General features: G+C 45.3%; 15 protein-coding genes. 13 read left to right on the forward strand and 2 right to left on the reverse strand.

Features of this window, described 5'->3' with window-relative positions; genetic code table 11:
* Positions 1 to 116: 116 nt before the first annotated feature.
* The 13 genes from mfd to rsmA all read left to right on the forward strand — a co-directional run bounded on the left by mfd (position 117) and on the right by rsmA (position 19370).
* The gene (gene mfd / locus AC06L3_RS04230; protein ID WP_475669374.1) at positions 117 to 3278 is read left to right on the forward strand and encodes a transcription-repair coupling factor; all 3162 of its coding nucleotides are present in this window, start codon (positions 117 to 119) and stop codon (positions 3276 to 3278) included.
* A 33-nt stretch (positions 3279 to 3311) separates the two neighbouring features.
* Positions 3312 to 4058 carry a type III pantothenate kinase gene (locus tag AC06L3_RS04235; RefSeq protein WP_475669375.1) on the forward strand — a complete coding sequence of 249 codons (747 nt, stop codon included), beginning with the start codon at positions 3312 to 3314 and terminating at the stop codon, positions 4056 to 4058.
* A 19-nt stretch (positions 4059 to 4077) separates the two neighbouring features.
* Positions 4078 to 5346: a BamG family beta-barrel-assembly machinery protein gene (gene bamG, locus AC06L3_RS04240; RefSeq protein WP_475669376.1), complete on the forward strand. Its 1269-nt coding sequence runs from the start codon at positions 4078 to 4080 to the stop codon at positions 5344 to 5346.
* Positions 5347 to 5391: 45 nt separating this feature from the next.
* Complete coding sequence (locus AC06L3_RS04245; RefSeq protein ID WP_475669377.1) at positions 5392 to 6705, forward strand: tetratricopeptide repeat protein; 1314 nt, start codon at positions 5392 to 5394, stop codon at positions 6703 to 6705.
* 89 nt (positions 6706 to 6794) lie between these two features.
* Complete coding sequence (gene lptC, locus AC06L3_RS04250; protein ID WP_475669378.1) at positions 6795 to 7436, forward strand: LPS export ABC transporter periplasmic protein LptC; 642 nt, start codon at positions 6795 to 6797, stop codon at positions 7434 to 7436.
* 126 nt (positions 7437 to 7562) lie between these two features.
* Positions 7563 to 9653, forward strand: coding sequence for a peptidylprolyl isomerase (locus tag AC06L3_RS04255; RefSeq protein WP_475669379.1), 2091 nt, complete (start codon positions 7563 to 7565; stop codon positions 9651 to 9653).
* 125 nt (positions 9654 to 9778) lie between these two features.
* Positions 9779 to 11716, forward strand: a complete 1938-nt coding sequence (locus tag AC06L3_RS04260; RefSeq protein ID WP_475669380.1) for a UDP-N-acetylglucosamine 4,6-dehydratase family protein — start codon at positions 9779 to 9781, stop codon at positions 11714 to 11716.
* Positions 11717 to 11718: 2 nt separating this feature from the next.
* Complete coding sequence (locus AC06L3_RS04265) at positions 11719 to 13017, forward strand: glucose-6-phosphate isomerase (protein ID WP_475669381.1); 1299 nt, start codon at positions 11719 to 11721, stop codon at positions 13015 to 13017.
* A 10-nt stretch (positions 13018 to 13027) separates the two neighbouring features.
* Positions 13028 to 14404, forward strand: coding sequence for a sugar phosphate nucleotidyltransferase (locus tag AC06L3_RS04270; RefSeq protein ID WP_475669382.1), 1377 nt, complete (start codon positions 13028 to 13030; stop codon positions 14402 to 14404).
* Between the two features lie 27 nt (positions 14405 to 14431).
* Positions 14432 to 15499, forward strand: a complete 1068-nt coding sequence (gene galE / locus AC06L3_RS04275; protein ID WP_475669383.1) for a UDP-glucose 4-epimerase GalE — start codon at positions 14432 to 14434, stop codon at positions 15497 to 15499.
* A 6-nt stretch (positions 15500 to 15505) separates the two neighbouring features.
* Positions 15506 to 16588, forward strand: coding sequence for an Mrp/NBP35 family ATP-binding protein (locus tag AC06L3_RS04280; RefSeq protein ID WP_475669384.1), 1083 nt, complete (start codon positions 15506 to 15508; stop codon positions 16586 to 16588).
* A 67-nt stretch (positions 16589 to 16655) separates the two neighbouring features.
* Complete coding sequence (gene aspS / locus AC06L3_RS04285) at positions 16656 to 18422, forward strand: aspartate--tRNA ligase (RefSeq protein WP_475669385.1); 1767 nt, start codon at positions 16656 to 16658, stop codon at positions 18420 to 18422.
* A 78-nt stretch (positions 18423 to 18500) separates the two neighbouring features.
* Positions 18501 to 19370, forward strand: a complete 870-nt coding sequence (gene rsmA / locus AC06L3_RS04290; RefSeq protein ID WP_475669386.1) for a 16S rRNA (adenine(1518)-N(6)/adenine(1519)-N(6))-dimethyltransferase RsmA — start codon at positions 18501 to 18503, stop codon at positions 19368 to 19370.
* A gap of 45 nt (positions 19371 to 19415) precedes the next feature.
* Here the strand turns inward: rsmA and AC06L3_RS04295 are convergent, their stop codons facing one another.
* Together AC06L3_RS04295 and ychF are read right to left on the reverse strand one after the other, a co-directional pair.
* Positions 19416 to 20675: an ABC transporter permease gene (locus tag AC06L3_RS04295; protein ID WP_475669387.1), complete on the reverse strand. Its 1260-nt coding sequence runs from the start codon at positions 20673 to 20675 to the stop codon at positions 19416 to 19418.
* Positions 20676 to 20749: 74 nt separating this feature from the next.
* Positions 20750 to 21850, reverse strand: a complete 1101-nt coding sequence (gene ychF / locus AC06L3_RS04300) for a redox-regulated ATPase YchF (RefSeq protein WP_475669388.1) — start codon at positions 21848 to 21850, stop codon at positions 20750 to 20752.
* Positions 21851 to 22470 lie beyond the last annotated feature (620 nt).

A 22470-nucleotide genomic window follows, 5' to 3' on the forward strand; every position in this document is an offset into this window, starting at 1 on the left:
AAATATTCTCGCAGAATCCCGCAATATCCCTGTTGCGGGATAATCTGTGCAAGGGGGGTGAAAAAAAACACTCCATACATCTTAAAGGACTTCATGCCAGTGCAAAATCATTTGCATTGGCTTCTTTGCTTGAACAGGACGGTGGCAGGACCCATCTTGTAATCATGCCCGACAAGGATGAAGCGTCAAGAATATGCAATGACCTTTACTCGCTTTCAAACAAGGATGAGATATTCTATTTTCCGGCTGTAAGAAGTCAGTTCTCAAAGATTGAAAACATAAGGGGAGCCAGTTCAAAGGTACAGCGCGGAGCGGCGGTTGCAGCTCTGATGGAGGAAGGCCGCAAGGCTAATACTGTAATAGTAAGCTGGCCTGCTGCTCTTGAGGAAAAGATAAAGGACTGCAAGGAAGTCAGGAAAAGTCTTTTGAAAATAAGTGTGGGAGATTCGCTCACCCACGATTTTATTAAGGAGGTATTTCTCAACAGCGGTTTCACAAAAGTTGATTTTGTAACCCAGCCTGGTGAATTTGCCTTGAGGGGCGGCCTTGTTGACATATTCTCCTACGGAAACGATTTTCCATACAGAGTTGATTTCTTTGGCAACAGCGTTGAAAGCATACATGTCTTCAATTATGACACCCAGCGTTCTGTGAAGGAAGTTTCCAGCGTGGATATACTTCCAGACATAACAGAGGATTCCGCGCAGTCACAGAGCTCTTTCATTTCAATTTTTGAAATGCTTCCCCCTGATGCTGTTTTGTGGACAGACCAGCCGGAAAGCTGCATCTCCTCTTCCTTTCATTCTTATTTTTCCACTTGCGATAGTATATTCTTCAATTCCTGCGATTCAGCTTCGGCACCTTCATTTGACCGCATAATTGAATTCAACACCCTTCCCCAGCCGGCCTTCAACAAGAATTTCCAGCTTCTTGACCAGGATATAAACTCCCTGATGGAACAGGATTTCAAGGTATTCATAAGTTCAGGCAACACAAAGCAGTTCGAGAGGTTAAGGAACATTTTTTCAAATATACACAGCGAGGATTACACAGTCCCATCATATTCCAGCAGATTCGAGGAACTTGATTTCTCCATTTCAGGAGGCTTCATTGACAAGGACACCCGCCTGTGCATATACACAGACCACCAGATATTCCAGAAATATCATAGAATAAGACTTTTAAGGGAAGTAGCACCCAGCCAGAGAATGACCATCAATGAACTTAATTCACTTACGATAGGTGATTACATAGTTCATATAGATCACGGAGTGGGAGTGTTCGGCGGCCTTGTGAAAACCAATGTCAACGGTCAGATACAGGAAGCCATAAAGATAGTTTACAAGGATAACGATGTAGTGCTTGTTTCAATACACGGAATACATCGTATCAGCAGATACAAGTCAAAGGACGGTACTCCGCCAAAGATCTTCAAGCTTGGCAGCGGAGCCTGGGAAAAACTCAAGAACAACGCCAAGAGCAAGGTCAAGGACATAGCCAAGGACCTTATAAAACTTTATGCACAGAGAAAGGCTGCAAAAGGCTTTTCATTCTCGCCTGACAGTTTCCTCCAGACTGCTCTTGAAGCAGGATTCATGTACGAGGATACACCTGACCAGGTAAAAGCGAATTCCGCCATAAAGAGCGATATGGAGAAGGAGTATCCTATGGACAGACTTGTGTGCGGAGATGTAGGTTTCGGAAAAACGGAACTTGCAATAAGGGCTGCGTTCAAGGCGGTGGCCGACAGCAAGCAGGTTGCCGTGCTTGTTCCTACAACAATACTTGCCCTGCAGCATTTCCAGACCTTTTCTTCAAGACTCAAGGATTTTCCTTGCTCAATCGAATATCTCAGCCGTTTGAGAACGGCAAAGGAAATAAAGCAGACCCTTGAAAATATCAAGAGCGGCAAAACCGACATAATAATAGGCACCCACAGACTGCTCAACAAGGAAGTGGTGTTCAAGGATCTTGGACTTTTAATAATAGATGAGGAGCAGAAATTCGGAGTTGCGGCCAAAGAGAGGCTCAAATCATTGAAACTCAATGTGGATACGCTTACTCTTACAGCAACGCCTATTCCAAGGACACTTCAGTTCTCCTTGCTTGGAGCGCGTGACCTTTCTATAATAAACACTCCTCCACCAAACCGCCAGCCGGTTCATACCGAGGTGATAAATTTTGACGAGGATATAATCCGTGAAGCCATCGTAAGTGAAATAGAAAGAGGAGGACAGGTATATTTCATTCATAACAAGGTTGAGGATATAATGTCCGTTGCAGGCATAATAAGCAGGCTCTGCCCTCAGGCGAGGATATGTGTGGGTCATGGTCAGATGGAGCCTAAGCTACTTGAGCAGAAAATGCTGGACTTCATAGCCGGGGATTATGATATTCTTCTTGCAACAACCATCATAGAGAACGGAATAGATGTTCCTAACGCCAATACAATGATTATAAACGGTGCCCAGAATTTCGGACTGAGCGATCTGCATCAGCTCAGGGGCAGGGTGGGGCGTTCCAATATCAAGGCGTACTGTTATCTCATTGTTCCTTCAATGGCCGCAATCAGTGATGATGCCAGAAGGAGGATAAGGGCTATTGAGTCGTTCTCCGATCTTGGCAGCGGATTTAATATTGCAATGCAGGACCTTGATATAAGGGGAGCCGGAAATCTTCTTGGAGGAGAGCAGAGCGGATTCATTGCGGACATGGGATTCGAGACGTATCAGAAGATACTTAACGAGGCGCTTGTTGAAATGCGGCAGGAAGCCGGAATTGAGGAAAGCAAGGAAGAGACTGAAGTTGAATATGTATCAGACTGCACAATAGACACCGATCTTGAACTTCTCATACCCGACAGTTATGTGAACAGTGTGCCTGAGAAGATAAGGTTGTACAAGGAACTTGATGCAATGACAGAGAAAGGGCAGGTTGATTCATTCATAAAGGAGATGGAGGACAGGTTCGGACCAGTTCCTTCACAGTTGTATCAATTGACCTTCATAGTGAAACTCAGGAAACTGGCCATAAGCCTGGGTTTTGAAAAGATTGTGATAAAGAGCGGAATAATGCTCATATATTTTACAAAGAACCGGAACAGTCCGTTCTACCAGAGCAAGCTGCTTGGTTCACTTATGAATCATATCAACAATAATCCAAGCAGATTTCAGGCAAAACTTGAAAAAGACAAGTTTTATTTGAAGATTAGCAAGGTAAATAACGTAGAAAAAGCGTTTGATGTTGTAAGTCAAATGAAAAAAGCAGTATCTTTGTAAATTTAGGAATGTAATGTAAGATTTACCAAAGGAATGAATTATTTGATAGACCTTGGAAATACAAGCTGCAAAGTGGCTTTTGAGGAAGACGGGGTGATTGGGGAATGCCACAGAAGCAAACCGGGACAGAATATTCAGAATTTCATTGTTTCAAAGGCTAAGCAGAGAATAGCCATGGGTGATGAAATAGATGTTATAGTATTCTCCAATGTCAGACTGAATGATGAGGAATTGAATGCGCAGCTTGAAGGAATGTGTCGCAAGTTCATACTTCTGGATGTTGAAACAGAACTTCCGCACAATCTTGACTACAAGTTCAATCCTGCTGGAATGGGGGCGGACAGAATAGCCGGTGCGCTGGCTGTTGCCTGCCTGTTCAAGGGTCAGGATTGTATAAAATTTGATTTTGGTACAGCCATAACAATAGATTTCATAAACAAGGAAGGATCGTTTACCGGTGGAAACATATCCTTGGGAATGAGAAGCCGTTTCAAAGCCCTTAAGGATTATACAAGAAGATTGCCGTATTTGTCTGCTCCTGTTGATGAATTACCGGATAAAGGCGTGGAAATTTACGGTTCAATGAGTGCCGGAATTGTTTTTGGCATTATGTTTGAGGTCGAGGGATATATAAGCAGGTACCCGGACAAGACATTCATTTTTACCGGCGGAGACGCTTTTTATTTTGCAAAGAAGATGAAAAACGCCATATTTGCCTGCCCGAATCTGGTACTTATGGGACTGGCTCAAATTGCTGATTATTATGCAGAAAAAAATTAGTTTGAAAATAGTGTCTCTGATGGCGTTTCTTTTTGCCACATTTTCTCTTCACGGGCAGAATGTTGACGGAGTTAACACCTGCACACCTTATTCAATGTTCGGTTTGGGAGAACTTTCAGATGCCACCCATGCCACAAGCAAGGCCATGGGCGGGATAGGTGTTGGAATAAGGGACAACAGATTCATAAACATAATGAATCCTGCTTCACTCACGGCAAGGGATACACTGTCATTCATGTTCGATGTTGGCTTGGCGCAGAAGAACATTGTTTCAAAGAATACAACCACAAAGTCCGCTTATAACACAGGAACAATTCAGAGCATAATATTCTCAACACCTCTTTACCACAAGTCCGCGCTTGCGTTCGGTATTGTTCCATTCTCCGACATGGGCTATGATGTTGAAAATTATGAGAATGATTCAAAAATACTGGCCAAGTACGGTGATGTGCAGTACAACCAGTATGGAAGCGGTTCCTTGTACCAGGGATTCATAGCTGGAGCTTTTGACTGGGGCAAGTACTTGTCATTCGGTGCACAGGCCGGTGTGTATTTTGGTTCTCTTGACAGACACAGTGATATAACTTTCAACACTAAGGAGTCAATGAACAGCACAACAAGTTACTGGACGTACGAGCCATATGGCTACAGCCTGAAACTTGGAGTTCAGTATAGCAGACTGATGGGAGAGAAAAAGGACGCAATGCTTACAGTTGGTGCAACCTGGAGGTTGTCTTCAAAAATGCGAGGTGATGATGAAAGCTATTTCATTTCAGCCACACATCTTGGAGATCTTGACACTGCCTATTACCATAAGGAGAGACTGGTTGTGGATGTGCCTTTCGAACTGGGGCTCGGAGTTTCCTACAGAAAATTCGACAAATGGATGGCAGGTCTGGATGTCAAGTACAGCAAATGGAGCGGCAATTCCTCATTGTCAACAAAAGGTCTGGACGTTTCTCTTCAGAATGCCACATCGGTACGCGCAGGTTTCGAGTTCGTTCCTAACAGATACGATATCAGATACTATTTCAAGAGGATTACATACAGATGCGGAGTTTACTATGACCGTTCATATTTGAAAATGAACGGGCAGAGCATAGATTCCAAAGGCGTGACACTTGGTTTCTCCTTCCCTGTGAACAGGTTGTACAACGCATTCAATCTGGCTGTTGACTTTGGGCAGAGAGGAACAACGGGCAAGGGACTGGTCAAGGAGAACTACGTGAATTTCACGCTGAACATAAGCTTGCATGATCTATGGTTCATAAAACAGTTGTATCAGTAGAATAAAAATAAAACAATATAAATAATAACTACATCTTACAAAATCATGAAAAAATTGAACAGATTTTTATTGGTAGCAGCACTGATGATGGTTGCAAGCACACTCTCATTTGCACAGGGACGCTATGGCAAGGATAGTGCGGAGTGCGTGAATGCGCTCAATTTCTACAAAAACTTCATGGATCAGGGCAATATGTCCGAGGCAAACTACCATTTCCAGAATGCTTTCAAATACTGTCCTCCAAAAGTGAGCCAGAACCTTTTCATCAATGGTGCAAAGATCATGAAATCTCTTATCCAGATTGAACAGGATCCTGCAAGAAGGGCAAGACTTATAGATACTCTTATTCTTATTTATGACGTTCGTGCAAACAACTTCCCAAAGAGTGCTCTCAAGGCCAAGGAAGCTCAGTTGAGGGATTATATGACCTATTTCCCTAACGATCCTGTAATCATAGACAAGATTGACCAGTTCCACAAGATAGCAGGCGTGAAGATGAATCCTGATTTCTATCTTGCAGCGCTTGACAAGGCCGTTGAGCTGCACAAGGCGGGCAAGTTCACCGATGATCAGGTTATTTCAACCTACACGAAGTTCAGTCCATACATTGAGGAGCTTGTTGCATCCAACGGAAGCGAGCTCAATATTTCAACCCAGAAATCTTTCGAGAACATGTTCATTGTAAGCGGTGTAGCCAACTGCGACAACCTTGTAAAGGTTTTCGGACCTAGGGTTAATGAAAATCCTAACGATCTTGACCTTGCGAAATCAGTAGCAAAGATGCTTTCAAGCGCCGAGTGCATTGACACCGATCTTTTCTTGAAAACAGTTACCACAATGCACCAGCTTGAGCCTTCATACGCATCTGCAAAGCTTCTTTACAAATTGTACAGAAGCAAGGACAATGATGAGAAAGCTCTCACATACCTTGAGATGGCGGTTGAAAGTCCTGATGTCATTGAAGCCGAGAAGGGCGCCCTTCTTTATGAAATGGCAATGCTTTACTTCAAGGCAAAGAACAATGGAAAGGCCATTGCATGCGCAAGACAGGCGGCTGAATCGGATCAGAGCTATGCTGGCAAGTGCTACATGCTGATGGGTACAATCTGGATGCAGGTGAAATGCACCGGCGACGAAATGGATACAAGAGCCAAGTTCTGGGTAGCCACAGATTACTTCCTGAAAGCAAAGGCAGCTGATGAGACCATAGCCGATGAGGCTGACAAACTCATGTCACAGTGCCGCGTTTACTTCCCTAAGGTTGAGGATGCATTCATGTATGACCTTCAGAACGGCAGCCCTTATTCAATCAGCTGCGGTGGTATGAGTGCAAGCACAACAGTAAGAACAAACAAATAACAACGGTTATTACTTAAACACCCGGGGCTGGCTGGATACTTGTCCGGCCAACCCTTTGTGGTTATAACCGATTATAAACAACAGAGCTTTTGAAGTCATTTTTATCATATTTCATATTGGGAGCATTGCTTGCCGCCCTATTGCCATCGTGTGTGAGAAGGGAGAAGAGCGGAGAGAACAGCGATGTGAATTCCGTGCCGCGTCAGGTGATTGAAGATATGTATTTCGTCCAGTCAAAAAACGGCAACATGGAGGTGAGGGTCTCAACTCCAAGGATGGAGAGTTATCAGAACGACAGCACCAAGGTGGAATACCAATTATTTCCACAGGGAGTCCATCTGTATGGTTACAATGAGGAGGGAATGCTGGAGAGTGAGATATATTCAGACAACGCAAAGCACACCAGGCACTTTGATGAAGAGAAATGGGAGGCTTTCGGCAATGTTGTCATACACAATTTCATAAACGAGCAATTGCTTGAGACAGATACTTTATACTGGAATCAGCAGGAACACACCATCTATACCGATTGCTATGTAAAGCTGCATTCGCCCGCCGGTTTCATGCAGGGATATGGTCTGCGCAGCGATGAAATGGCCAGAAATGCGCGGCTGCTCAAGCCATTTGACGCATACGGGCGTGTTAACGGAGGGGAACAGGTGCCTGATACGGTGAATATTGTGGGTCCGAAACAGCTTGTGAAGAAGCATAATCCATTGAAAATAAATTAATGGTGGAAAATTGTTATTTTTTATTAACTTCGCAGACTAATTTTGCAACCATGAAAATAACTTTCTGAAAGTTATTTTCATATTCAATCAAACCAGAAGATAATAAATAATTAAAAACATATAAAAATGGCAGTTCTTGAAAAAATACGCGTAAAGTTAGGTGTATTTATTACAGTGCTCATAGCAGTGGCACTGTTGTCCTTTATCATTGATCCAAGCACATTGGAATCTACATTGCAGATGTTCTCATCAAAATACGATGTGGGCCAGATGAATGGTAAATCAGTTTCTTACAGGGAGTTCCAGAAGAAAACCGATTTCTTCAACGAGATTTATCAGATGACCAACGGCAATGCAGACGCTGAAAACCAGAGCGAAATAGTAAACAATATGGCCTGGGAGGATGAAATCAACACCCTCGTTATCATGCCGGCAGTTGAGAAGGCGGGTTTGAAGTTAGGTTCCGCAGAGATTACAGAACTCACCCAGGGTTCTCACATTTCACCTGTTCTTGCCCAGAATCCTTTCTTTGTTGATGAGAACGGAAACTATGACAAGACAAAACTCAGCCAGATGATGCAGGCTGCTTCATCTGACCAGAGTGGAAAACTTGGAATATACTGCTCGCATATTGAGAAGACAATCGTGGAGACAGGTCTGCTCTCAAAATATTATTCATTGCTTCAGCAGAGCCAGATAATCACCCCTCTCGAGCTTGAAAGGATGCTTGAGGAAAGCAACACCACATACAATGTTGATTTCACAGTGATTCCTATGACAGCCGTGGATTCTTCAATAGTTGTATCTGACAGTGAGATCAAGGATTACTACAACGCAAGGAAGAGTATGATGAAACAGCCTGCAAGCAAGGATGTTGAATATGTTGTATGGGAAGTGCTTCCTTCAGCAAGCGATATAGAGTATGCAAATTCCGAGATGACAAAGGTTTATCCTGAGTTCGAGGCTGCAGACAACATGAAGAATTTCCTTGCAAGGAATTCCGATATTCCTTTCAATCCTGCATATTTCACCGCTCAGCAGTTCACATCACTGAGCGCAAGCATAGCTGATTTCTTTGAGTCAAATCCTCAGGTTGGAGCATATATGGAGCCATTCCAGGAAGGAAGTGATTTCTATGCCGTGAAGGTTATGGACATCAGGAACATGCCTGATTCGGTATTTGTAAAGCACGTTCTTCTTCAGGGTGATGCCGTACAGAAGGCTGATTCCCTCATGGCAGTGGCACAGAAGAGCAACGATGACTTTGTGGCAGTTGCCGCAGCCTGGTCTGCAGACAGGAACCCTAATGTTGGGGAAGCCGGCGATCTTGGTTGGATGACACAGCAGCTGATGCTTCCTGGTTTTGAGGAAGTGATTAACCTTCCTGTTGGTAAGGTGGCACAGATGACCACCCAGTATGGTACTCACCTTGTAAAGGTTACCAAGGCAACTGAAGCGCATAAGAAATATCAGGCTGCAGTTCTTAAGAAAGAGGCTGTGGCAGGCAAGCAGACATACGCTGAATACTATTCAAAGGCTAATGACCTTGCAACAGCCAGCAATGGTGAATATGAAGCATTCAACAAATATGTAAAGGAGAACAACCTTACAGTATATCCTGCAGTGAACGTTCTTCCTGCTTCAAGAACATTTGCAAATTATGAAAGAGCGCGTGAAATCGTCCGTTGGGTTAACGACAACAAGCCTGGCACCGTTTCACCTATCCTTACTCTTGACAACAAGTATTATTTTGTTCTTGCAGTCACAGGTTCCCAGGAAGAAGGTCAGGTTCCTCTTGCAAAGGTAGCTCCGCAGATCAAGCAGACACTTGCAGCTGAAAAGCAGATTGCAAAGATGGCTGAAGACAGCAAGCCAAAGGTTAATGGAGCACAGAACCTTGATGAACTTGCCCAGGCTCTGGGTACAAGCGTTGTAAGCAGAACAGGCGTTGCATTCAGTTCAACACAGCCGCAGCAGATTGATGCAAAACTTCTCGGTGCTCTTGCAAAGGCTCAGAAAGGTGCCGTTGCCGGTCCTGTAGAAGGCGAGATTGGTGTAATGTATTTTGTTGTTAATGATACGGAGAAAGGTTCTTTCATAACAGAAAATGACCTCAAGCTCAGAAAGGCACAGGAATTCTCCTATATGGCAAGAATGATTCCTTTCATTCTTTCAGAGCAGGCCAGGATTGTTGATACAAGATACAAGTTCTATTAATATAGAGTCTGAATAAATGAATTCAGGGGCTGACTTTTTAGTCAGCCCCATATGTTTTTTCATAGGCAATATTTATTAAATTTGTATATTCATATTTAAGACAGTGCAAATTGAAAGGGATAGCCATGAGCTCAATAAAAAAAGCAATATACAGCAAGTTTGACAGTTATATATCGGAATATCTGAGTTCCAGAGTCATTTTCATACTTGATTTTGTCTTGTCCGCAACGGCCACAGTCTTTTCAATAGGTCTGGCCAATCTGTGCAGCAATCCTGCATATTACAGCCGTTATTTCATAATGTTATGGATTACAACAGCTGTACTATCCTCAATTCTTCTGTTTTTTCTTACAGGCAGTTACAAGGTCATAATAAGGCATACCAATTTCAAGGACACATATCTGTTCGTTGCCGTTGCCTTCCTGAAAGTTCTTGCAATAACTGTTGCCCTGTACATATATCAATCTCATTTAGACATAATCCCGAAGATTTTCCTTATCCTGGATTTCTTTCTGACAGTCTTTTTCTTCATTGCCGTAAGACTTTTAATGATTGTGGTTTATGAAGTGTTCAAAAAGAAGATGAACGATAACAAGAATATAAACAAGATTCTTGTTTACAATGTTTCAGACAAGAGCATAGCGCTCATAGCAAGGCTTCAGAACAGCCAGAACTTCAAAATAATAGGATTCATAAGCAGAACAAAAAGGGAAAGGAGTCTGTATGTTCAGGGTAATCTTCCGGTATATTATGTACACGAACAGGGAGATTTCAACAAGCTTGTATCACATCTTGGAGTGGGAGGAATCCTGTTTTCAACCGAGGAGGATGCCAGGGCGGAACAGGATGAAATACTATCCTATTCAATACAGCAGCGCATAAAGACTCTTATTGCTCCTTCAATAGACAGAATAGACAACGCTCATGATATAGATTCGAAACAGATCAGGGAGATAAGAGTTGAAGACCTGCTTTTGAGAAAGGAGATAAATATCAATCTGGAAGAGGTCAGGAGAGAATTTACCGGCAAGACAATAATGGTTACGGGAGCGGCCGGCAGCATTGGCAGCGAGCTGGTAAGGCAGCTTGCCGGATTTGGTGTGAAAAGGCTCATTCTGTTCGACAACGCTGAAACTCCTATGCATAATATCAGGCTGGAGCTTGAGGAGAAGTACCCTGATCTTGATTTCGTTCCTGTAATAGGTGATGTAAGGTATCTGGAAAGACTTGATTTTGCATTCAGGACATACCATCCTCAGATACTGTTCCATGCAGCCGCTTACAAGCATGTTCCTCTGATGGAGGATAATCCTTGCGAGGCTGTTCTTGTGAATGTGATAGGTTCCAGGAATGTGGCGGACAAGGCTGTTGAATATGGTGTTGAGAAAATGGTTATGGTTTCAACGGACAAGGCTGTGAATCCTACAAATATCATGGGCTGTTCAAAGAGGCTTGCTGAAATCTACATCCAGAGTTTCGGTCTTTCAGGTCAGAGCGGTAATACAAAGTTTGTTACAACAAGGTTCGGCAATGTGCTCGGTTCCAACGGTTCTGTAATACCACGTTTCAGCGAGCAGCTTGAAAAAGGAGGGCCTATCACAGTCACGCATCCTGAAATCACCCGTTTCTTCATGACAATACCTGAAGCGTGCCGTCTTGTAATGGAGGCCGCAACAATGACCAGCGGAAACCAGATATTTGTATTTGACATGGGCAAGAGCGTGAAGATTGACACGCTTGCAAGGAGAATGATAGAACTGGCCGGACTGGTGCCTGACAAGGATATCAAGATAAAGTACACGGGACTCAGGCCCGGTGAGAAGCTTTATGAAGAGAAGCTTTCCAACAATGAGAACACTCTTCAAACGCCTAATGAAAGAATTCTCATTGCAAAGGTCCGCGATTATGAATACAGTGTTGCAAAGGAGGCGCTTGCAAGGCTTGAAAAATTGAGCATGAATGTGGAGATTGATGAACTTGTAAAACTCATGAAGGAGATAGTTCCTGAATATATAAGCAAGAACAGCAGATTCGAAAAATTTGACAAACAGGATAATCAGTAATTATGATAAATGTAAATCTGAAGAACGCTGAATCATTTTTCTGCCCTGAGGCATATTCAGCTTGCGTTCGTGAAGGACTGGGATGTCTTGACATTTTGAAAAATGGGACGGGTGCCGGGTCCGATTTCATCGGCTGGGTGAATCTTCCGGATGAAATCACTTCAGACGTGATTGATTCCTACAAGGCGGTGGCAGACGATTTCAAATCCCTGGATTATGTTGTTGTTATAGGTATAGGCGGTTCATATCTTGGAGCAAAGGCCGCATACGATATTCTTTCGGACAACTTCTCTTCATACAGGAAAGGCTGTCGTCCACAGCTTCTCTTTGCAGGCAACAACCTTTCGGAGGAATATATGTGTGACATGCTGTGTCTGTTGGAAAACAGGAAATTCGGAATAGTTGTGATTTCAAAGAGCGGTACCACAACCGAGCCGGCGGTGGCTTTCAGGATTCTCAAGAAAGCTCTTGAGCATGCGGTTGGAGTTCAGAAGGCAAAGAATCTTATAGTGGCTGTAACCGACAGGGCAAAGGGAGCCCTCAAGACCATAGCTGACAAGAACGGTTACAGGACTTTTGTTATACCCGATAACGTTGGGGGCAGGTACTCCGTACTCACTCCAGTAGGTCTTCTTCCACTGGCGATAGCCGGTTTTGACATTGAGGCAATGTTGGCGGGAGCCCGCAAGGCGGCGCAGTACTGTCTCAAGGAGGATGAAAGCAATCCTGCAGTACAGTATGCGGCGGTCAGGAACACTCTTTACAGGGATGGAAGGCAGATAGAACTTCTTACAAGCTACAGACCAAAGCTGAGGAATCTCACCGAGTGGTGGAAACAGCTCTATGGTGAGAGCGAAGGCAAGGAAGGAAAGGGCATTTTCCCTGCTTCGGTGGTATTTACCATGGACTTGCATTCACTGGGCCAGTACATTCAGGAAGGTTTGAGAATTCTCTTCGAGACCAATCTTGTAATATCGGACAAAAGGAACAGAATCATGCTTGAGGAATGGGAGGACAATTCAGACGGACTGAACTATCTTGCCGGCAAGAGCCTTGAGCAGGTCAATGAAACAGCTCAGAGAGGCGTGAAGATAGCTCACGTTTCAGGCGGAGTTCCCAACATAGATATTGAAACCGGTGTCATGAACGAGGAAACGCTCGGAGAACTTTTCTATTTCTTTGAGGCGGCTTGCGGCATCAGCGCTTATATGCTTGGCGTGAATCCGTTCAACCAGCCGGGCGTTGAGGCCTACAAGACAAGCATGTTCAAACTTCTGGGGAAACCGGGATATACCAATTAACAGACAGTAAATGAAAATCATACTTCTTTCCGGCGGCAGCGGAAAAAGACTCTGGCCGCTTTCAAACGAGACGCGTTCAAAACAGTTCCTTCCATTGCTTCCCTCACCTGATGGCGGCAGGGAATCAATGGTTCAGCGTGTGCTCAGGCAGATAAACGAATCACCACTGGCAGGAACAAGCATAACAATAGCAACTAACGTATCGCAGAAGGACATAATAATAAACCAGCTTGGTGAGGGTGTGAAGGTGGTTACGGAACCGTGCAGGAGGGATACCTTCCCGGCAATTGCCCTTAGCTGCTCCAATCTCTATCTTGAGCAGAATTGCGGCAGGAACGAAACGGTGATAGTGATGCCTTGCGACCCTTACACCGAGGCAGGATATTTCAATACCATTTCAAGAATGGCCAAGGCCATTGAAGAAGGTGCGGCTTCACTGGTGCTTATGGGTATAACCCCTTCCTATCCCAGTGAAAAGTTCGGATACGTGGTGCCGGATGCTTCCGGAGCCATCGCTGTGGAAAAGGATATAATAAAAGTGGGCAGGTTCACAGAGAAGCCTTCTGTTGAGGTGGCTGTGAAGCTTCTGGCAGAGAAGGCACTCTGGAACGGCGGAGTCTTTGCCTTCAAGCTGGGCTATATGCTTGACATAATAGAGAAATTCATACACCTCGATGGTGTGGATTTCAACTTCGTTCATTCACATTACACGAGTCTTCCTAAAATCAGCTTTGACTATCAGGTTGCGGAGAAGGAAAGCAATGTGGCAATGGTGCCTTTCACAGGTTTCTGGAAGGATCTTGGAACCTGGAACACTCTGACCGAGGAAATTCCTTCGCATACCATAGGCAATTCGCATCTTGGGGAGAGCAATGACAATACCCACGTGATAAATGAGCTGAGCATTCCTGTATTCGTTGATGGAATGAAGGATACCATTGTTGCGGCATCGCCAAACGGAATACTTGTATGCTCAAAGGAGAAGAGCGAGGGCATAAAGAGCAAGGTTGAGAATCTCTCGGACCGCCCTATGTACGAGGAAAGACGCTGGGGGACATACAAGGTGATTGACAGCGTGCAGTACCCGGACGGTTTCAAGGCCCTGACCAAGACCATCACACTCTCGGCAGGCAAGAATATAAGCTACCAGATACATCATCACAGAAGCGAGGTCTGGACCTTCATAAACGGGGAAGGACTGCTCGTGCTCGACGGCAATGTTACCAAAGTCACCCGCGGTGATGTCATAAACATACGCAAGGAGCAGTATCATTCAGTAAAGGCAATCACTGATCTGACATTCATTGAGGTTCAGACAGGTGACCGGCTGGTTGAGGAGGATATTGAAAGGTTCCCATACGATTGGGATTCAGTATCTGTCAAATAAGGAAATAATAATCAATTGAAGGACAATATGGCAAAAAGAGTACTGCTGACAGGAGCAACCGGATATATAGGATCCCATACAGCTGTTGAACTGATAAATGCGGGATACAAGGTCATAGGAGTTGACAATTTCTCAAATTCCACAGCCAAGGTGCTTGATGGCATCAGGGCAATTACAGGTACGGCAATCGATTTCATGGAGGTAGACTGTTCCAATCCGGCGGAATTTGCAAAGGTGTTCGAGAAATATCCGGATATTGAAGCGGCAATTCATTTTGCAGCGTTCAAGGCCGTAGGTGAGAGCACTCAGCAGCCTTTGAAATATTTCAACAACAATATACGTTCATTGGTGAACCTCATTGCATTGTGCAATGGAAGAGGGGAGGAGATAGGCCTGAGCGGTGTTCCTGCTCCGAAAGGGGCGAACATTGTGTTCTCTTCTTCCGCAACCGTTTACGGTCAGCCTTCAATGGAGAATCTTCCAATCAAGGAATGCGCTCCCTTGCAGCCTGCTGAATCGCCGTACGGCAGGACAAAGCAGATGGCCGAGGAAATACTGTGGGACAGCGTGAAGGCATACAAGGATATGAGCGTGATAGCATTGAGGTATTTCAATCCAATAGGCGCTCATCCTAGTGCAAAGATAGGAGAGCTTCCAAATGGTGTTCCTAACAATCTGGTACCATACGTCACCCAGACAGCGGCTGGAATACGTGAATGCCTTACAGTGTTCGGCAATGATTACAACACTCCTGACGGCAGCTGTATCAGGGATTACATATATGTGGTTGACCTTGCAAAGGCTCATGTGAAGGCCATTGACCGTCTGCTGGCAAAAGCTGAAGGCAGGTACAGAATGGAATATTTCAATCTTGGAACAGGCAAGGGACTGAGTGTGCTGGAACTTGTTGATGCTTTCCAGAAAGCTACAGGCGTAAAACTGAATTATAAGATAGGAGCACGCCGTGAAGGTGACATAGAGCAGATATGGGCTGATCCTTCATTGGCGAATGAACTTCTTGGATGGAGTGCCGATACGCCGATTGAAGAAGTGCTTGCAAGCGCCTGGAAGTGGCAGTGCTCATTAATGAAATAAGTTGACATGGAGATAAAGGAAGTTGAAAGGGTTTTGAGCGAGGTTGTGCATCCTGAGTTCGACAGGAACATTGTTGAACTTGGAATGGTGGAGAACCTCAGAATCGATTCAGATGGAACAGGCATAAGATTCAATCTTGTGTTCCCAAGAGCCGATGCAATGGCAGGTTCAATAAAGAATGAGATCAGGGAGCATCTTGGTCTGGCATTCGGCAATGTGGATATAGCAATCACCGAAATCATAAGGGCAAAGAAGGTTACCAAGAAGAATATCAATGACTTGGGTAACGAGCAGCTTGCAAGGGTGAACAACATCATTGCAGTGGCATCAGGCAAAGGCGGCGTTGGAAAATCAACCGTTACGGTGAATCTGGCAGTTGCTCTGGCAAATGCGGGATACAAGGTTGGCGTTGTTGATGCGGACATATATGGTCCTTCAATTCCAAAGATGACCGCCACCGAAGGGTTTATGCCTCAGGCACAGGAAGGAACGGAACTGATTATTCCTAATGAGAAATACGGAATCAAATGGATGAGCGTTGGCTATTTCGTTGACCCTTCGCAGGCTCTGATATGGAGAGGTCCCATGGCCTGCAATGCGCTCAAGCAGATAATCCTTCAGACCAAGTGGGACGAGCTTGATTTTCTCCTTCTGGATATGCCTCCTGGAACAGGTGACATACATATAACTTTGGTTCAGGACATTCCGGTGTCCGGAGCCATAGTTGTTACAACTCCTCAGGATGTGGCTCTGGCGGACGTTGAAAAAGGAATCAATCTCTTCCGCAACAAGGATGTGAACAAGAAGATCCTTGGAATAGTTGAGAACATGAGCTGGTTCACACCTGCCGAGCTTCCAAACAACAGATACTATATCTTCGGACGTGGCGGAGCGCAGAAGATGGCCGGGAAATACAATGTTCCTCTGCTGGGACAGATTCCGCTTGTTCAGAGCATATGTGAATGCGGCGATGTTGGCGCACCTTCTGCATTGGATGAGAACACAAGCAGTTCCATTTCTTCTTTCAACAGTTCATTGGTGCATGACACCTTCAGAAATCTGGCTGAGACCGTTGTGGCACAAATCTAAATTAGTATATTTGCCCTTGGTGCCTATTAAGGGTATTTTTGATATAAAACGTTAAAAACAAACATATATGTACAGAACTCATACTTGCGGGGAACTTAGACTGGAGAATAAGGGAGCCCAGGTTACTCTGGCCGGCTGGGTACAGAGGGTAAGAAAAATGGGATCGCTTACATTCGTAGATCTCAGGGACCGCTACGGCATTACTCAGCTCGTTGCTTCAGACAACGATTCTAAGGAACTTAATGATATTGTAGCATCACTCGGAAGGGAGTATGTGATTCAGGCCATGGGTGTTGTGGCAGAGCGCCAGAGCAAGAACCCCAAGCTGGCAACAGGCGATGTTGAGATAATACTATCGCAGGTGAAAATACTCAATAAGAGTGTGACTCCACCTTTCACCATTGAGGACAATTCAGATGGCGGTGAGGACATAAGGGCTCAGTACAGGTATCTGGATCTGCGCAGGAATCCTCTGCGCAAGGCATTGGAGCTCCGTCACAAGATGGGTATTGAAACAAGAAAATATCTCAGTTCCAAGGGCTTCCTTGAGATTGAGACTCCTTTCCTGATAAAGAGTACTCCTGAAGGCGCACGCGACTTTGTTGTTCCTAGCCGAATGAATCCTGGTGAATTCTATGCTTTGCCTCAGAGCCCGCAGACTTTCAAGCAGCTGCTTATGGTTGCCGGTTATGACAGATATTTCCAGATTGTACGTTGCTTCAGGGACGAGGACCTCAGGGCAGACCGTCAGCCAGAGTTCACACAGATTGACTGCGAAATGTCATTCGTTGAAAGGGAGGACATTCTCCAGATGTTCGAGGGAATGATCAAGCACATGTTCAAGGCAATTCTTGGCAAGGAGTTCAACGAGCCTTTCCCAAGAATGTCATACGCCGATGCTATGGAATATTACGGATCCGACAAGCCTGATATCCGTTTCGGAATGAAGATGCATACAATAACATCTCTGGTTCAGGGCGCGGGATTCTCAGTATTCGACAATGCACAGTATGTTGGTGCAATAGCTGTTCCAGATTGCGCAAACTACAGCCGCAAGCAGCTTGACGCTCTTACAGAATGGGTGAAGAGACCACAGATAGGTGCTGCAGGCCTGGTTTACATAAAATGGGGTGCGGACGGTGTCAAATCTTCTGTTGATAAATTCTTCTCTCCTGAAAAAGTTCTTGAGATTGCTCAGGCTGCACAGGCAAAGGAAGGAGACCTCGTTCTCATTCTCTGCGGTGCAAAGAAGAAGATGCAGACTGCTCTTGGCGCTCTGCGTCTTGAAATGGGTGCGCATCTGGGTTACAGGGACAATTCAGTATATGCCCCTCTCTGGGTATATGACTTCCCTCTTCTTGAGTGGGATGATGAAACCAATCGTTTCTATGCTATGCACCATCCTTTCACCGCTCCTAAACCTGAGGACCTTGACAAGTTCTACAGCAACAGGAAGGAGGATCTTGAGCAGGTTAACGCAAATGCATACGACTTTGTTCTCAATGGAACAGAGGTTGGCGGTGGTTCAATAAGAATCCACGATTCGCAGGTTCAGGAGAGAATGTTCGAAGTTCTTGGTATGAGCAAGGAGGATGCTGAATACAGATTCGGCTTCATTATCAATGCCTTCAAGTTCGGTGCTCCTCCTCACGGTGGTCTGGCATTCGGCTTTGACCGTTTCTGCGCCCTGTTCGGAGGTCAGGAGACAATCAGGGACTACATTGCATTCCCTAAGAACAATCAGGGCCGTGACGTGATGCTTGACGCTCCTTCACGCATTGATGATGCTCAGATGGACGAACTCTTCATCAAGAGTACAGCTCCTGTGAAATAATATCAGATAATATCTTGCAGACGCAAACCGTATGGATCATTCCAAGGAATTTGCGTCTGCAACTTTGTATGCAATAATATGTACGTAAAGCCAAAGAAAGCCTTAGGTCAGCATTTTCTCACGGATTTATCAATAGCACGGGACATTGTTGATGCCTTGCTGTGTACTTTGGACAAGGTTCCTGTCTTATATGCCGATTCCTGTGCCTGTGCTGAAAGTCCTTCCAGCGCAAAGCGGAAATATAATGTTCTGGAAATTGGTCCGGGAACGGGAGTTCTTACCCAGTACCTTGTGCAGGCCCCGGATGTGAAGCTCGAACTCGCCGAGATTGATGACGAATCAATTGAATATTTACGTGCGCATTACACCGAATTCCTCTATACCCTTCAGAAACGGGACTTCCTGGAAGTTCCGCTCGAGGACATTTTCTCAGAGCCATTTGCCATCATAGGCAATTTCCCGTATAATATTTCATCGCAGATCTTCTTCAGGATTCTTGATTATCTGCTACAGGTTCCGCTCGTTGTCTGCATGCTTCAGAAGGAGGTTGCCCAGAGACTTGCCAGCAAGCCGGGAAACAAGACATACGGCATTCTTTCCGTACTTCTGCAGGCTTGGTACGACATAGAATACCTCTTTACCGTGGATGAGAAAGTATTCAATCCACCACCAAAGGTGAAATCTGCCGTAATACGCCTTATGCGCAACAGCCGCACAAGCCTTGGTTGCAATCCGGTCGCTTTCAAGCAGATTATAAAGACCGCTTTCAACCTCAGACGCAAGACCTTGCGCAACTCACTGAAGCAGATTCTCGGTACTCCTGTCTCAAAACAGGCAAACATACGTTTTGTGAAGGAGTTTCCTCAGACAGATATGCTGAACCTCCGTCCGGAGCAGCTGAGCGTTGAAGACTTCATCAGTCTTACCAATCTCTTTACAGTCAGTTAGAATTTTCCACCGGCGATAGTTCCACTTTCCTGCCGGTTCTGCGCATTATTTATCATTTATGGCATCAACAGGGTTGAGGCTGGCTGCCTTCATTGCAGGCAGCATACCGCTTATGACACCTATTGCCACCGCTATCGCCAGTCCTGAAAAAATAGAGGAGGCGCTTACTACAATGCTGTCCGTTGGAATGGCAAGGGCTATTGTAACGGCAAGAATGATTCCAAGAATGCCGCCGTTGAGGGCAAGCAGTACGGCTTCAAAGAGGAATTGGGCCAGAATGAACTGCTTGTGGGCGCCCAGGGCCTTCTGAATGCCTATCATCCTGGTGCGCTCCTTCACGGAGACATACATTATATTTATGATTCCGAAACCTCCTATCAGCAGTGAAAAACCTGCAAGAAGCCAGCCTGCAAGATTAAGGGACTCAAAGGCCTTGTCAATGGCATCTGATATGAATGAGAATTTGTTGACTGAGAAATTGTCCTTTTCATTCGGACCGAGACGGCGCAGGCCCCGCATCAGTGTCTTGAGCTGGCCCACCAGCATTTCCTGGTCCGTTCCTTCCTCAGGCTTTATAAGAACATCAACCTCTGAATTGTTACGGTCAATGAAATTGAGGCCGTAATCTATGGTTATCATTGCCCCCTCGTCAAGATTCACCATATTCACCATATTGTTTCCGGTTTCCTTGAGAACACCTATTACACTGAATTCGTGACCTTTGAACTTCACCTTCCTGTTGATGGGGTCAAGATCTTCGAAAAGATGCTCTGCCATAAGAGGTCCTAGAATGATTACCGGAGAAGCTGAAGCACAGTCCGACGGCGTGAAATAACGGCCTCTTTCAATCTTTACGTCCGCAAGATGGTCCCAGTTGTAGCTTACAGCGGCTGCCATGCTTGAATAACTGTTGCCGGCATATTTGAAGGTTCCCTCAATGTTTGCCAGACAACATACCGCCCTGGCGCTTGTACAGTTCCTTTCAAGGAATCTGTAATCATTATAAGTTATGTTAGGACGTTTCAGATAGTCCCACCAGCGGTATTCGCCGTTCATGCTGCCGTCCTCAGCCCCCATAGGCCATTTGCTGATATTGATAGTATTCATATCCAGCTGCTTGAGACCTTCGGACACGGTGGCCTTGAGCGAATCTATGGCCATGAACACGGCAACTATGCTGAATATGCCTATTGACACTCCAAGCAGGGAGAGAAAGGTCCTGAATTTGTTGGCTTTCAGTTGCCCGAGCGTGAACGTGAGACTCTCCCCAGCAAGTCTTCCTAATATGACAGTCCTTGATTTCATGATCATTAAAATTTGTGTGGGGATGTGCTGTTTTATTCAGGCTTTGTTTTCTTGAGGAAGAAAGTGCGGGTATGTTACACGTTAAACAGGAAATGCATTATGTCACCGTCCTCAACAACATAGTCCTTGCCCTGGGTGTAAAGCTTTCCGTTGGCACGGCAGGCAGCCTCGCTTCCAAGAGCAACGTAATCCTCGTATTTGATAACTTCCGCGCGTATGAAACCCTTTTCAAAATCGGAATGTATCACGCCTGCGGTCTGAGGCGCCTTGTCACCCTTGTTGAATGTCCAGGCCTTGACCTCCATAGGTCCTGCGGTGAAGAAGGTACGCAGATTCAAAAGTGCGTATGCACTCTGTATAAGTCTCTGGCATCCTGATTTCTCCAGGCCTATCTCCTCAAGGAACATCTGCTTTTCCTCCCAGCTCTCAAGTTCCGCAATTTCGGATTCTATCTTTGCTGCAATCACCAGAATCTGTGCGTCCTCATCCTTTACGGCCTCTTTGACCGCCTCAACATAATGGTTGCCATCCTTTGCGCTGTTCTCATCTACGTTGCATACATACATTACAGGTTTTGCCGTAAGAAGGAACAGATCATGAGCGAGCTTCCTGTCATCAGCTGTGTCAAAGCTTATGCTCCTGGCATTCTTTCCCTGTTCCAGGACTTCCTTGTATCTGAGCAGTATTGCCACGAGTTTCTTTGCGTTCTTGTCACCGCCGGCAGCCTGTTTCTGCACTTTTGCCAGACGCGATTCCACTGTCTCAAGATCCTTGAGCTGCAATTCGGTATCAATGATTTCCTTGTCCCTTACCGGGTCAACGCTGCCGTCAACATGCACAACGTTTCCATCGTCAAAGCAGCGGAGCACGTGAAGTATGGCGTCGGTTTCCCTGATGTTTGCCAGGAACTGGTTTCCCAGACCCTCGCCCTTGCTTGCGCCCTTCACCAGACCGGCAATGTCCACAATCTCCACGGTTGCCGGCACGATTCTGCCCGGATGTACAATATCCGCCAGAACCTGCAGCCTGTCATCAGGAACATTGGTTGCGCCAACATTAGGATCTATGGTGCAGAAGGGAAAGTTCGCAGCCTGCGCCTTTCCGGAACTTATACAATTGAACAGGGTTGATTTTCCAACATTGGGAAGCCCCACGATACCGCATTTCAAAGACATATCACTATTGATTTATTTTATTTTCCACTGGCGATAGTTCCACGGATTCTTTCCGTCCTGCTTTTTTACGCAGGCCACTATCATAGCACAAAAATACTTCAAAAAATCAACAAACTTCCAAAATGCCCCGATTTTCTCGTAACCCGTTTTTCACTTTTAGTTATTCGTTTTATTGCTGCATTCGTGCCTCCTCCCGTCTGGTGGCTGCATTCGTGCCTCCTTCTTTCGTTTGGCTGCTCCCGTTTGGCTGCGTCAGGCAGTTCATCTGAAAAATTCCGCCTTTCCGTGGCGGAATTTTTCATATTCCACTGCCTGACACCACATTCCTGCATCTATATTGCTGCCATTTGCACGCTTTACACCTAATTTGGTCTCTTTTTTCCTCAAGACGTGCTCGTTTTGCTTTCTGCCTTCATTTTGTCCACAAATGGCCATGATTTGTGGACAAACAGGTGAAATTGCTCACTTTTTCCACAAAAACCTTGATTTTGTGGCCGGTTGGCGAGCTATTTCGTTCGTTGTTTGTGCCAGAGCTGCTTGCACGTGGCTTGATTAGAGTGCCGTACAACAGTGGACGTTGCAAGCAGACTCTTCATTTTGGCCGGTCTGCCTGCGGACAT

This window comes from Candidatus Egerieousia sp. (genome assembly GCF_056211015.1).